General features: G+C 74.7%; 13 protein-coding genes. 3 read left to right on the forward strand and 10 right to left on the reverse strand.

What is annotated here, in order from left to right:
* Positions 1-199: 199 nt before the first annotated feature.
* The 5 genes from ACZ6ZT_RS34705 to ACZ6ZT_RS34725 all read right to left on the reverse strand — a co-directional run bounded on the left by ACZ6ZT_RS34705 (position 200) and on the right by ACZ6ZT_RS34725 (position 5435).
* Positions 200-1327, reverse strand: coding sequence for a glycosyltransferase family 4 protein (locus tag ACZ6ZT_RS34705; protein WP_469724422.1), 1128 nt, complete (start codon positions 1325-1327; stop codon positions 200-202).
* 167 nt (positions 1328-1494) lie between these two features.
* Positions 1495-3246 (reverse strand): DNA repair protein RecN, encoded by a 1752-nt coding sequence (recN, locus tag ACZ6ZT_RS34710; protein WP_469724432.1) that lies wholly within the window; start codon positions 3244-3246, stop codon positions 1495-1497.
* A gap of 89 nt (positions 3247-3335) precedes the next feature.
* Positions 3336-4271, reverse strand: coding sequence for an NAD kinase (locus tag ACZ6ZT_RS34715; protein ID WP_469724423.1), 936 nt, complete (start codon positions 4269-4271; stop codon positions 3336-3338).
* A 56-nt stretch (positions 4272-4327) separates the two neighbouring features.
* Positions 4328-5143 (reverse strand): TlyA family RNA methyltransferase, encoded by an 816-nt coding sequence (locus tag ACZ6ZT_RS34720; protein WP_469724424.1) that lies wholly within the window; start codon positions 5141-5143, stop codon positions 4328-4330.
* 7 nt (positions 5144-5150) lie between these two features.
* Complete coding sequence (locus tag ACZ6ZT_RS34725) at positions 5151-5435, reverse strand: hypothetical protein (protein ID WP_469724425.1); 285 nt, start codon at positions 5433-5435, stop codon at positions 5151-5153.
* A gap of 65 nt (positions 5436-5500) precedes the next feature.
* Between ACZ6ZT_RS34725 and ACZ6ZT_RS34730 the strand changes: the two genes are divergently transcribed.
* On the forward strand, positions 5501-5848 hold the full coding sequence (locus ACZ6ZT_RS34730; RefSeq protein ID WP_469724426.1) for an SCP2 sterol-binding domain-containing protein: 348 nt from the start codon (positions 5501-5503) through the stop codon (positions 5846-5848).
* 11 nt (positions 5849-5859) lie between these two features.
* Here the strand turns inward: ACZ6ZT_RS34730 and ACZ6ZT_RS34735 are convergent, their stop codons facing one another.
* From ACZ6ZT_RS34735 to ACZ6ZT_RS34750, 4 genes are all read right to left on the reverse strand, one after another.
* On the reverse strand, positions 5860-6741 hold the full coding sequence (locus ACZ6ZT_RS34735) for an ABC transporter ATP-binding protein (RefSeq protein ID WP_469724427.1): 882 nt from the start codon (positions 6739-6741) through the stop codon (positions 5860-5862).
* The gene (locus ACZ6ZT_RS34740; RefSeq protein WP_469724428.1) at positions 6738-7805 is read right to left on the reverse strand and encodes a FecCD family ABC transporter permease; all 1068 of its coding nucleotides are present in this window, start codon (positions 7803-7805) and stop codon (positions 6738-6740) included. The genes ACZ6ZT_RS34735 and ACZ6ZT_RS34740 overlap by 4 nt, the downstream gene beginning before the upstream one ends.
* Positions 7802-8851, reverse strand: coding sequence for a FecCD family ABC transporter permease (locus ACZ6ZT_RS34745; protein WP_469724429.1), 1050 nt, complete (start codon positions 8849-8851; stop codon positions 7802-7804). Before ACZ6ZT_RS34745 ends, ACZ6ZT_RS34740 begins: the two co-directional genes overlap by 4 nt.
* Positions 8852-8925: 74 nt before the next feature.
* The gene (locus tag ACZ6ZT_RS34750; RefSeq protein ID WP_469724430.1) at positions 8926-9957 is read right to left on the reverse strand and encodes an HAD-IIA family hydrolase; all 1032 of its coding nucleotides are present in this window, start codon (positions 9955-9957) and stop codon (positions 8926-8928) included.
* A 136-nt stretch (positions 9958-10093) separates the two neighbouring features.
* Between ACZ6ZT_RS34750 and ACZ6ZT_RS34755 the strand changes: the two genes are divergently transcribed.
* The gene (locus tag ACZ6ZT_RS34755; protein WP_469724431.1) at positions 10094-11368 is read left to right on the forward strand and encodes a DUF1015 family protein; all 1275 of its coding nucleotides are present in this window, start codon (positions 10094-10096) and stop codon (positions 11366-11368) included.
* Positions 11369-11443: 75 nt separating this feature from the next.
* On the opposite strand, the gene ACZ6ZT_RS34760 is transcribed toward ACZ6ZT_RS34755, so the two are convergent.
* A complete protein-coding gene (locus ACZ6ZT_RS34760; protein WP_469724433.1) occupies positions 11444-12352 on the reverse strand; it encodes a tetratricopeptide repeat protein in 909 nt (302 codons plus the stop codon).
* On the opposite strand from ACZ6ZT_RS34760, the gene ACZ6ZT_RS34765 reads away from it, so the two are divergent.
* The coding region (locus tag ACZ6ZT_RS34765) for a hypothetical protein (protein WP_469724435.1) at positions 12323-12636 on the forward strand (314 nt) is incomplete at its 3' end. The genes ACZ6ZT_RS34760 and ACZ6ZT_RS34765 overlap by 30 nt on opposite strands.

The following is a 12636-nucleotide window of genomic DNA, read 5'->3' on the forward strand; positions in this document are numbered from 1 at the left end:
GGCGTTTGAGGCGCGGGGGTCCGGGGGCTGGCCCCCGGCAACGGCGCGCAAGGCGGACCGGACGCTCAGCCAAAATCCAGCCTCGCCGGCGATTGAGGCGCGGGGTCTGGGGCGGAGCCCCAGGAGGCCGGCCCCGACCGGCAAACCCAGCCCCGCCGGCGATTGAGGCGCGGGGGGCCATTCCGCTGGCCGCCGGGGGCTAGCGGTGGCGTTCCATCAGTTCGTCGTATACCGACAGGACCTGCGCCACCGTTTCGTCCTCCGACGGCCACGTCGCCGCCTGCACCCGCCCCGCGGCAGCGAGCGCCGCCCTCCGCCGTGGGTCGTCCAGCAGCGCGCCCACCGCGCCGGCCAGCGCCCCCGCGTCCCCGTAAGGGACCAGCACGGCCGCGTCGCCGACCAGCTCCGGCACCCCGCCGACCGCGGTCGCCACCAGCGCCACCCCCGCCCTCAGGGCCTCCTGCGCCAGCAGGGACCGGCCCTCCCAGCGGCTCGGCACCACCGCCACGTCCGCTGCCGCCAGCAGCCGGTCCGCGTCCCGCCGCCGGCCCAGCAGCCGCACCGGGAGCTCCTCCGCCTCGATCCGCCGCGCCAGCTCCCCCCGCAGCGGCCCCTCCCCCGCGATCACCAGCAGCGGCTGCGGCTCCAGCTCCCGCCACGCCCGCGCCGCGTCCAGCAGGACGGAGTACCCGCGCCGGGCCACCAGACTGCCGATCGCGATCACCAAGGGCCGTTCCACCGCGCCCAGTTCCGCCCGGGTCTTCTCGGCGTCCACGGCCGGCTCCTCCCCGCCCGCCACCACCGGCACCGCCGGCGCCGCCAGCCGCGCGTCGCGGGCCCCCCGCCGCCGCGCCAGGTCGACCTGGTCGGAGGAGGCGCCCAGTACCACGGAGGCGGCCCGCGCCACGTGCCGTTCCAGCAGCCGGCCCAGCGGCCCCAGCGCGCCCGCCGGCTCCGGCGCACCGCCGTGCCAGGTCACCACGAGCGGCACCCGGCCCCGCCCGCCGCCGCGCAGCGCCAGCGCGGCCCGCATCCCGGCCCGCACCCCGTGCGCGTGCACCACGTCCGCCCCGGCGCAGGCGGCCCGCAGGGCGCTCACCGCGTCGGGCGTGAAGCGCGCTCCCGCGCCGGTGAAGTCGTACTCCCCCTCGGCCGCGACGGGGGCGCACACCGTCACCCGCACGCCCCGGGCGGCGAGCCCGGTCGTGAGGGACCGTACGTGCGCGCTGCTGCCCGCGCCCGCGCCGCCGAGAACCTGGACGGCGCGCAGCGCGGGCCGCCCGTACGGCAGTACGGGGGCGGGGACCGGGACCGGGGAGCTGCTCACGGGCCGAAGCTCCAGGGTGAGGAGTCAGAGACGTCGCCCAGGATGCCAGCCCGCACGCGCGTTCCGGGACCATACGGGTGCGGATCCCGTGCGGAACACCGCCGCACGCCCCCCAGCCTCACCCACACGGGTGATCCCCCGTCAGCCCGCCGCCCCCGGAAGGGGCGTCACGCGTCCGCGCGCGCCGCCTCCAGCAGTTCCTCGGCGTGGGCCCGCGCGGTCTGCGAGTCCTCCTGGCCGGCCAGCATCCGCGACAGCTCCCGGATCCGGTCCTCGCCCTCCAGGACGGTCACCCCGGAACGGGTCACGGACCCGTCGACGGTCTTCTCGACCAGCAGCTGCCGGTCCGCGAACGCCGCGACCTGCGGCAGGTGGGTGACCACGACGACCTGCGCGGACTTGGCCAGCTTCGCCAGCCGCCGCCCGACCTCGACGGCCGCCTTGCCGCCGACGCCCGCGTCGACCTCGTCGAAGAGGTATGTCGGCACCGGGTCGGAGCCCGCGAAGACGACTTCCACGGCCAGCATGACCCGCGACAGCTCACCGCCCGAGGCGCCCTTGGCGATCGGCCGCGGCTGGGCGCCGGGGTGCGGGGCCAGCAGCAGCTCGACCTCGTCCGCGCCCGAGGGCCCGTACGCGACCGCCCGCCCGCCGACCTCGACGCCCTCGGCGTCCTCCGCCTGCCGGATGTCGAAGGTCACCCGCGCGTGCGGCATCGCGAGGGACGCCAGCTCGGCGGTCACATCGGCGGCGAACCGCTCGGCGGCCTCGGTCCGCGCGTCCGTCAGGGCCTGGGCCAGCAGCGACAGTTCGGCCCGCAGGCCGTCCCGTTCGGCGGTCAGAGCGGTGATCCGCTCGTCGTCGCCGTCCAGCTCCAGCAGCCGCTTCGAGCCCCGCTCGGCCCATTCCAGTACGGCGCCCAGCCCGCCTTCGGCGTCCCCGTACTTGCGCACCAGCTGGGTCAGCGCCGCCCGCCGCTCCTCCACCGCGGCGAGCCGCAGCGGGTCGGCGTCGAGGTCGTCGGCGTACCCGGCGAGCTCCCCGGCCACGTCGGCCAGCAGGATCCCGAGCTCCCCGATCCGGTCCGCGAGGGCGCCGAGCACCGGGTCGTGGGAGCGTACGGATTCCAGCGCCCGGTGCGCGCCCGCGACGAGCGTGTTCGCGTCGACGCCCTCCGGGTCCTCCACGTCCCCCGCCAGCGCCGCGTGCGCGGCCTGGGCAGCGGCGGCGAGGGACTCGGCGTGGCCGAGCCGTTCGGCCTCGCCGGCCAGCTCGGTGTCCTCGCCGGGCAGCGGTTCCAGGGCGGCGATCTCGTCCAGCCCGAAGCGCAGCAGATCGGCCTCCTGGGCGCGTTCCCGGGCCCGGGTGGTGATCTCCTCCAGCTCGACGGCGACGGCGCGCAGCCGCCGGTAGGCGCCCGCGTACTTCTCCAGGGGGACGGCGACGGCGTCTCCGGCGTACCGGTCGAGGGCCTGCCGCTGCCGGGCGGGCCGCAGCAGCCCCTGCTGGTCGGTCTGGCCGTGGACGGCGACGAGTTCGTCGGCGAGTTCGGCGAGCAGGCCGACGGGGACGGAGCGGCCGCCGACGTGGGCGCGCGAACGCCCCTCGGCGGACACCGTCCGGCTGATCAGCAGCGCGCCCTCGTCGAGTTCCGCCCCGGCCTCCGCGGCGCGCAGGGCGGCGGGCGCGCCGGGGTCCAGCACGATGCGCCCCTCCACCACAGCCGCCTTGGCGCCGATCCGCACCAGGGCGGGGTCGGCGCGGCCGCCGAGCAGCAGCCCGAGGCTGGTGACGACCATCGTCTTGCCCGCGCCGGTCTCGCCGGTCACCGCGGTGAAACCGGGCGACAGCTCGACCACCGCGTCGTCGATGACCCCGAGCGACCGTATCCGCATCTCCTCAAGCACGGGGTCGACGATACCGAGGTTTGACGGGTGCCATGTGACGTCACCCGCCCGGAGTTCCCCGAACGCGTGTGCTATTACGCCGCCGCCCGCCGCTTAAGCGCCTAAGCCGTCTCGTGCGGCGCCCCGCGCCAGCCCGACACCGGCAGGGCGAACTTCGCGACCAGCCGGTCCGTGAACGACGCGTGGTGCAGCCGGGCCAGCCGCACCGGCACCGTGCCCCTGCGCACCTCCACCCGCGCCCCCGACGGCAGCTCCAGCGTCCGCCGCCCGTCGCACCACAGCACCCCGTGCGGGGTCCCGGTCTGCACCTCCACCGCCAGCACCGAGTCCGGCGAGGTCACCAGCGGCTTCGCGAACAGCGCGTGCGCGCTGATCGGCACCATCAGCAGCGCCTCCACCTCCGGCCAGACCACCGGCCCGCCCGCGGAGAAGGCGTACGCCGTCGAGCCCGTCGGCGTCGCGCAGACGATCCCGTCACAGCCGAAGCCGGTCACCGGGCGCCCGTCGATCTCCAGGACCACCTCCAGGATCCGCTCCGGGGAGACCTTCTGGACGGCGGCCTCGTTCAGCGCCCAGTCCCGGTGGACGATGTCGCCGTTGGTCCGTACGAGGACGTCGAGGGTCATCCGCTCCTCGACCTCGTACGACTTGCTCACCACCCGGTCGACGACCTTGTCCAGGTCGTCCCGCTCCGCCTCGGCGAGGAAGCCCACCCGGCCCAGGTTGACGCCGAGCATCGGCACCCCCGAACCGCGAGCGAACTCCGCCCCGCGCAGCAGCGTCCCGTCACCGCCCAGCACGATCAGCAGCTCGCACCCGTCGAGCACCTTCGGCGTGCACTCGGCGACCAGCTCCACCTCGGGCGGCAGCGGCAGATCGCACGCCTCCTGCTCCAGCACCCGGACCCCGAGGCCCGAGCGCAGCAGGCCGAGCACGACCAGCTCGGCACTGCGGATGGCCGCGGGCCGCCCGGTGTGCGCGAGCAGGAAGACGGTCCGCACCTCCCCCGGCCGACCCCCCGGCTCCACCGACCCCACCGAGCCCTCCGGCCCTGCCGGCCCCGCCGACCCCACCGAACCTGCTGACGCGTCTGTCACTGCGGCCCCTCCGCCACTGCCCGATCGACATCCCCCGGGTCGAGCGCGGGTGCCCCCGCCCGGAGCCACAGAAAGTACTCGACGTTGCCCGAGGGCCCCGGCAGCGGGCTCGCGGTCACCCCGAGCACGCCCAGCCCCAGCTTCCAGGCCTGCGCCGCGACCTCCCGCACGGCCTCGGCGCGCAGCTCGGCACTGCGTACGACGCCACCGCTGCCCAGCCGCTCCTTGCCCACCTCGAACTGCGGCTTCACCATCAGCACCAGGTCCGCGCCGGGCGCCGTACAGCGCACCAGCGCGGGCAGCACCAGCCCGATGGAGATGAAGGAGAGGTCGCCGACGACCAGGTCCACCGGGATCCCGTCGATCAGCTCGACGGTCAGTTCGCGGACGTTCGTACGGTCCTTGACGGTGACCCGCTCGTCGCTCTGCAGCGACCAGGCGAGCTGCCCGTAGCCGACGTCGACGGCGACGACGTGGTCCACGCCGGTGCGCAGCAGCACATCGGTGAAACCGCCGGTCGAGGCGCCCGCGTCCAGCGCCCGGCGGCCCTCGACCGCCAGCCCGAGCGGCATGAACGCCGCCAGGGCGCCGGCCAGCTTGTGGCCGCCCCGGGAGACGTAGTCGGGGTCGCTGTCGTCCTTGAGGACGACGAGGGCCGCGCTGGTCTCGACCTGCGTGGCCGGCTTGGTCGCGGTGGTGCCGCCCACGGTGACCCGGCCCGCGGCGATCAGCTGGGCCGCGTGCTCACGGGAGCGGGCCATGCTGCGGCGTACCAGTTCGGCGTCCAGGCGGCGGCGTGCCACTCCTGCCACGTTCGGTTCAGCTCCTGTTTTCGTAAGGTCCGGGGACGGGCGGTGCGTCCAGCGCGGTCAGCGCCTCGCGCAGTCCCCGGTGTACATCCTCGTACACGGCGGCGTGCTCCTCGGCGGGCAGGTGGTCCGCGTCCGCCAGCCGCTCCAGGTGCGCGTCGACGCCGGGATGCCCGGTGGGCGTCCGTACGAGGGCCGGCGCGGCCGGTCCGGCCGGCCCGGCGGGCCCGTCCCCGGGCGTCGCGGCGGACTCCTCGCGGACGTCCGCGAAGCTCGCGGACACTTCGTCGCTCATGCCCCGACGCTACCCCGAAGCGCGTCCGGGGCCGCGCACGCCTCTGCGGTACCGTCGTGATCACCATGGCTACGATCCAGGAGTGCCGCGACGCACTCGACCGACTCTCCGACAACCTGGCCCGGGCGGACGGCGACGTACGCGGCGCCGCCGCCTTCGACCGCTCCCTGAGCTGCCACATCACCGACCTCGACCAGACCTTCTCCGGCCGCCTCGACGACGGCCGGATCCGGGTGGACGCGGTCACCCCCGGCCCGCCCCGCGCCAAGGCCGAGATCCGGCTCGCGATGACGGGCGACGACCTGCTCGCCCTGGTCGCGGGCGAGCTGAAGTTCGCCAAGGCCTGGGCCACCGGCCGGGTCCGCCTGGAGGCCGGCTTCCGCGACCTGCTGCGCCTGAAGAGCCTGCTCTAGCGGGCCGCCGGTCAGACGGCCGCCCGGGCCCGCGCCTGCCGGGCGGCCGGCACCACGAGGGGGGTGCCCGTCTCCGGGTCGTCGATGATCTGGCAGCGCACCCCGAAGACCTCCTCCACCAGCTCCGCCGTGACCACCTCGGCCGGCGGGCCCTCGGCGACGACGACACCGCCGCGCAGGGCGATCAGGTGGGTGGCGTAGCGGGCCGCGTGGTTGAGGTCGTGCAGCACCGCCACCAGGGTCCGGCCCCGGCTCTCGTGGAGCTCCGCGCACAGGTCGAGCACGTCGAGCTGGTGCTGGATGTCCAGGTACGTCGTCGGCTCGTCCAGCAGCAGCAGCGGCGTCTGCTGCGCCAGCGCCATCGCGATCCACACCCGCTGGCGCTGCCCGCCCGACAGCTCGTCCACCGCCCGGTCGGCCAGCTCGGCGACCCCGGTGGAGGCCATCGACTCGGCGACGATCCGCTCGTCCTGCTCCGACCACTGGCGCAGCAGCCCCTGGTGCGGGTAGCGGCCGCGCGCGACCAGGTCGGCGACGGTGATCCCGTCCGGGGCGATCGAGGACTGCGGGAGCAGCCCCAGCGTCCGGGCCACCTTCTTCGCCGGCAGCGAGGAGATGGCCTGGCCGTCCAGCAGCACCCGGCCGACGGAGGGCTTCAGCATCCGCGACAGGGCCCGGAGCAGCGTGGACTTGCCGCAGGCGTTGGGGCCGACGATCACCGTGAAGGAGTGGTCGGGGATCTCCACCGACAGGTTCTCGGCGATGATCCGCTGGTCGTAGCCGAGGGTGACGTTCTGCGCGGTCAGCCGCTGCACTGGGGTACTCCTCGTGTGGCCCGGCGCCGCGCCGGGCTCGTTGCCGGGCGCGGGAAGCAGGTCGTCCCGCGCGCTCATATCCGTCCCGCCCTGCGCTCGGTGACGAGCAGCCAGAGCAGGTAGAGGCCGCCGACCAGCCCGGTCACCACGCCCACCGGCAGCTGGTCCGCGCCGAAGGCCCGCTGCGAGGCCAGGTCGGAGGCCAGCAGCAGGACGGCGCCCATCAGCGCGCCGGTGAACAGGTTCGGGCCGGGCGAGCGGGTCAGCCGCCGGGCCAGCTGGGGCGCGGCCAGGGCGACGAAGGTGATCGGACCGGCCGCGGCGGCCGCCGCGGTGGTCAGCAGCACCGCCGCCAGCATCAGCAGCATCCGGGTCCGCTCCACGGCCACGCCCAGCGCGTACGCGCCGTCGTCGCCCATCTCGATCATCCGCAGGGCCCGGTTCTGCCCGAGGACCAGCGGGAACAGCACCGCGCAGGTCCCGAGCAGCGGCCACACCTGCGCCCAGTCGCGTCCGGCCAGCGAGCCGGTCAGCCAGACCGTGGCCCGGGTGGCGTCGACGAGCTGCGCCTTCGCGATGAGGTACTGGATGACCGCGAGGAGGACGGCGGAGGCGCCGATGCCGACGAGCACCAGCCGGTACCCGTGGACGCCCTGCTTGTAGGCGAGCAGGTAGACGGCGAGGCCCGCGAGCACCCCGCCGACCACCGCGCCCCCCGCGACCTCCGTCGCACCGCCCTTGAACAGGATGATGACGGTGAGGGCGCCGACCGCCGAGCCGTAGCCGAAGCCGAGGACGTCCGGGGAGCCGAGCGGATTGCGGGAGACGGACTGGAAGACCGCCCCCGCCATGCCGAGGGCCGCCCCGACCAGCACCGCGACCAGTACCCGGGGCAGGCGCAGGTCGTTGACGATGAAGTCGTCGGCGGGGGCGCCGTTGCCCAGCAGGGTCTGTACGACGTCCCAGGGAGCGATCTCGAAGTCGCCGGTGCCGATGAGCACGACGGCCAGCGCCAGCACCGCGACGAGCAGCGCCACCCCGGCCGCCAGTGCCCGCGGCTCGACGCGCACCGAGGTGCGGCCGGGTCCGCGCAGCGCGCGCAGCGGGACCTTCGTCGTGTCCTTCGGGAGCGTGGCGGTCACAGCTGGGCCATCCTCTTGCGCCGAACCAGGTAGATGAAGACGGGGCCGCCCAACAGCGCGGTGACGATGCCGACCTGGAGCTCGCCGGGCCGGGTGACGACCCGTCCGGCCACGTCGGCGCCGAGCAGCAGCACGGGCGAGAGGACCGCCGAGTACGCCAGCACCCAGCGCATGTCCGGTCCCGTGACCAGCCGCGCCAGGTGAGGGATCATCAGCCCGACGAAGACGATCGGCCCGCAGGCCGCCGTCGCCGCCCCGCACAGCAGCGTGATGGCCACCATGGCCGCGATCCGGGTCCGCGTCAGGTGCGCGCCGAGCGCCCGCGCGGTGTCGTCGCCCAGCGCCATCGCGTTGAGCGGCCGTCCCAGCGCGAGCGCGAGCACGGCGCCGGCCAGCAGGAAGGGCGCCACCTGCGTGACGGTGTCCATGGTGGCCGAGGCCAGCGAACCCACCGTCCAGAAGCGCAGCTTGTCCAGCGCCTTGCTGTCCACCAGCTGCACGGCGTTGATGTAGCCGACGAGGGCCGCGCTGGCCGCCGTACCGGCGAGCGCGAGGCGCACCGGCGTCGCGCTGCGGCTGCCGCCGAGGACGTAGACGAGGACCGAGGTCAGGCCCGCGCCGAGGAAGGCCCACCACACGAACGCGTCCAGCGAGCTCGCGCCGAGGAAGCTGATGGCGGAGACGACGGCCGCCGCGGCGCCCGCGTTGACGCCGAGGATGCCCGGCTCGGCCAGCGGATTGCGGGTCAGCGCCTGCATCACCGCCCCGGACAGGCCGAGGGCGAGCCCGACCATCACCCCCAGCAGGGTGCGCGGGATCCGCAGGTCCCGTACGACCACGTCGTTGGTGGTCCCGGTGAAGTGGAACAGGCCGTGCCACACGTCACCGAGGGGCATCGCCTTGGCCCCGACGGCGATGCTCGCCACCGCCACCAGGGCCAGTACGCCGAGGGCGGCGAGCAGGCCGGCCGCCCGCACGCCGTGGCGGGTACGGGGGACGGCGGCGACCGGTGGCGCGCTCGTTTCGGGGGGACTCTCAACCAACACGCAAGTTAGGTTAGCCTACCCTCCGACGTAAGCCATTCCCCCGAACGGCCCAACCGCCCTTCCGGCGCGCCCGCTCACAGCCCGAGCAGGGCCAGGGCCTTCCCCCCGTCCAGCGCGCAGGACCCCTCCCCCGCCCGCGTCCAGGCCGCCGCGCACAGCGCCCGCAGCCCGTCCATCGGCTCGCCCTCGCCCTTCAACTCCAGTACGTCGTCCAGCGCGCGGGCCGTCCACCCGCCGCAGCGGAACCCCTCCCCGGCCGGCTCCACCTCCGGCTGCCCGGTCAGCAGCCCGCGCAGGTCCCGGTCCACGTACGTCGGGCGGTACTTCGGCTCCGCCCGCAGCAGCTGCGGCCCGTCCGTCACCCCGGTCAGCACCAGCAGCGAGTCCACGCCCCCGTTGAACGCCCCCTCGATGTCGGTGTCCAGCCGGTCCCCGACCACCAGCGGCCGCTTCGCCCCCGTCCGCAGCACCGTCTCCCGGTGCATCGGCGGCAGCGGCTTCCCCGCCACCTGCGGGTCCGCGCCCGTGGCGATCCGTACGACCTCCACGGCCGCCCCGTTGCCCGGTGCGATCCCGCGCGGCGACGGGATCGTCAGATCGGTGTTCGACGCGAACCACGGCACCCCCCGGTTGACCGCGTACGCCGCCTCCGCGAACCGCCCCCACGCCAGATCGGGCCCGCCGTACCCCTGCACCACGGCCGCGAGCCCCTCCTCCTCGGCCGACTCCACCGGCACCAGCCCGCGTTCGCGCAGCGCCACCCGCAGCCCCTCCCCACCGATCACCAGCACCTTCGCGCCCGGCTCCACCTGCTCCGCGACCAGCCGCGCCACCGCCTGCGCCGAGGTGATCACCTCGGCCGGCTCCGTCGGGATGCCCAGCTCGCCCAGGTGCGCGGCGACGGCGTCCGGGGTGCGCAGCGCGTTGTTCGTGACGTACGCCAGGTGCATCCCGGCGTCCCGGGCCGCGGCGAGGGAGTCCACGGCGTGGTCGATCGCGTGCCCGCCCGCGTACACCACTCCGTCCAGATCCAGCAGAGCCGTGTCGTAGGCCTGGTGGAGACCGCGCTCACTGCCCGCGGGACGGGTCCTGGTCTGCCGGGTCATCTGGCCGCTCCTCTTCACTGTTCGCGCGTACCGCGCACGTCCGGGGATTCTTACGATCGATCTTGTCCAAGTTTGCGCTGTTCCCCGTAAGTCCCCCGATCATCCCGCATCGCGAGACGCGATTTACCATGCACCAATGACCACACCTGGCAACGCGGAACACGGGCTGCGGCTGATCCCCTTCCACGGACTGCGCTACGTCCCGCAGCGCGTCGGCAGCCTCGCCGCCGTCACGTCTCCGCCGTACGACGTGGTCGTGCGCCCCGACGGAGTCGACTACCTCGAATCCGCCGACCCGCACAACATCGTCAGGCTGATCCTGCCCCAGGCCCAGACCCCCGACGCGCGCAACGAACAGGCCGCCCGCACCCTCGCCGACTGGCTCGCCGAGGGCGTCCTCAGCGCCGACCCGCAGCCCGCGCTCTACGTCTACGAGCAGCGCAAGGCCGGCGTCCTCCAGCGCGGCATCATCGGCGCCCTCGCCCTGTCCGACGCGCAAGCCGGCATCGTCCTGCCGCACGAGGACGTCATGCCGGACGTGGTCACCGACCGCGCCGGACTGATGCGCGCCACCTCGGCCAACCTCGAACCCCTCCTGTTGACCTACCTCGGCGACGGACCGGGCACCGGAGCGGCCGCCGTCGTCGAGGCCACCGCCGCCGGCCGGGCCCCCCTGCTGTCGACCGTCACCGAGGACGGCTTCTGCCACCGCCTGTGGGCCCTCACGGACCCGGCCGAACTGGCCGCCGTCACCACCGACCTCGGCGCCCGCCAGGCCCTCATCGCCGACGGCCACCACCGCTGGGCCACCTACCTGCGCCTCCAGCAGGAGCACGGCTCCCCCACCCCGTGGGACTTCGGCCTGGTCCTCCTCGTGGACACCGCCCGCTACCCGCTCCAGGTGCGCGCCATCCACCGCATGCTGCGCCGGCTGCCGCTGCCGCGGGCCCTGGCCGCGCTCGACGGCTCCTTCCGGGTCCGTTCCGTCGAGGGCCCGCTCCCCCTGGCCCTGGAGGCCCTCGCCGACGCCTCGGAACGCGGCAACGCCTTCCTCCTCACCGGCGACGGCACCTACCACCTGGCGACCGACCCCGACCCGGACCTCATCGAACGCACCGTCCGCCACGACCGCCCCGAGGCCTGGCGCCGGCTGGACGCGACGGTCCTGCACGCGACGCTGCTCGACGAGTTGTGGAGGATCCCGGACACCCCGGAGCAGATCACCTACATCCACGACGCCGCCGCCACGGTCGCCATGGCCGAGCGCCACGGCGGCACCGCCGTCCTGTTGCACCCCGTACGGGAGGCGGTCGTACGGGACCTGGCCCGCCAGGGCGTCACCATGCCCCGCAAGTCCACGTCCTTCGGCCCGAAACCGGCCACGGGCCTGGTCCTGCGCAGCGTGGACTGACCTACCCCCTCATCCAGAAACGCGAAAGGGCGGCACCCCCGAGGGGGTGCCGCCCTTCTTCCGTCATGGCGCGTACTACGCCTTGTCGCGGCCGTCGCGCTCGTCGTCCTCGACGACCACGATCTCGTCGGTCACGTCGACGTCGGCCTCGCCCACGGGCTCGTACTCGTCGTCGTCCTCGTCGTAGTACTCGGCCTGGTCGGAGGCCCGCTCGGCCGCCGCCACCTCGGCGTCGTCCTCGTCGTCCTCGTCCTCGTCGTCCTCACGGTCGTCGCGGGCGTCCTCGACGTCGGAGTCGTCCCCGACCGTGGCGGCGTCCACGAACTCGACGCCGTCGATCTCGGCCAGCCGGTCGGAGGCGTCGGTCGCCCCGTCCTTGTCGGCTTCGAGGGTCTTCGCGAACCACTCGCGCGCCTCGTCCTCACGACCGGCGGCCAGCAGGGCGTCGGCGTAGGCGTACCGCAGGCGCGCGGTCCACGGCTGGACGGAGCTGGAGGCCAGCTCCGGGCTCTGCAGGGTCACGATGGCGGCGTCGAGCTCGCCCATGTCCCGGCGGGCACCGGCGGCGACCAGACGCATCTCGACCTGGCCGGCCTTGTCCAGCTTCTGCACCTCGGGCTCGCCGGCCATGGCCAGGGCCCGCTCCGGACGGCCGAGGCCGCGCTCGCAGTCGGCCATGACGGGCCACAGCTCGACGGAACCAGTCATCCGCTTGGCGGCGCGGAACTCCGCGAGCGCCTCGCTGTACTTCTGCGTGGCGTACGCGGCGAAGCCGGCGGCCTCACGGACGGCGGCGACGCGGGAGGCCAGACGCAGGGCGATACGGGCGTACGCGTACGCCTGCTCCGGGTCCTCGTCGATCAGCCGGGCCACCATGACCAGGTTGCGGGAGACCTCCTCGGCCAGGCCCTTGGGCAGGCTCAGGAGCTCCTGACGCACATCGGCGTCGATCTCGTGCCCGGTGACGTCGTCGTCGATCGGCAGCCGCTTGACCGGGTCCCGGTCGCGGTCCGCACGGTAGTCGCGGTCGCCACCCCGGTCGTCCCGGCCACGGAAGCCGCCACGGTCGCCACCGCGGTCATCGCGGCCACCACGGAAGCCACCACGGTCGCCGCCCCGGTCATCGCGACGCGGGTAGGACGGACGGTCGCCGCCACGGTCGTCACGGCCGCCGCGGAAACCACCACGGTCGTCATCACGGCGCGGGTACGAGGGACGCCCACCCCGGTCGTCATCACGACGCGGGTAGCTGGGACGGTCCCCACCAC

Source organism: Streptomyces sp. NPDC102258 (assembly GCF_055584685.1).

Coding starts and splice junctions, on each gene's coding strand:
- ACZ6ZT_RS34725 (WP_469724425.1), bottom strand. CDS start 5,435: ATGAGCGACGAAGTGTCCGCGAGCTTCGCGGACGTCCGCGAGGAGTCC.
- ACZ6ZT_RS34730 (WP_469724426.1), top strand. CDS start 5,501: ATGGCTACGATCCAGGAGTGCCGCGACGCACTCGACCGACTCTCCGAC.
- ACZ6ZT_RS34735 (WP_469724427.1), bottom strand. CDS start 6,741: ATGAGCGCGCGGGACGACCTGCTTCCCGCGCCCGGCAACGAGCCCGGC.
- ACZ6ZT_RS34750 (WP_469724430.1), bottom strand. CDS start 9,957: ATGACCCGGCAGACCAGGACCCGTCCCGCGGGCAGTGAGCGCGGTCTC.
- ACZ6ZT_RS34755 (WP_469724431.1), top strand. CDS start 10,094: ATGACCACACCTGGCAACGCGGAACACGGGCTGCGGCTGATCCCCTTC.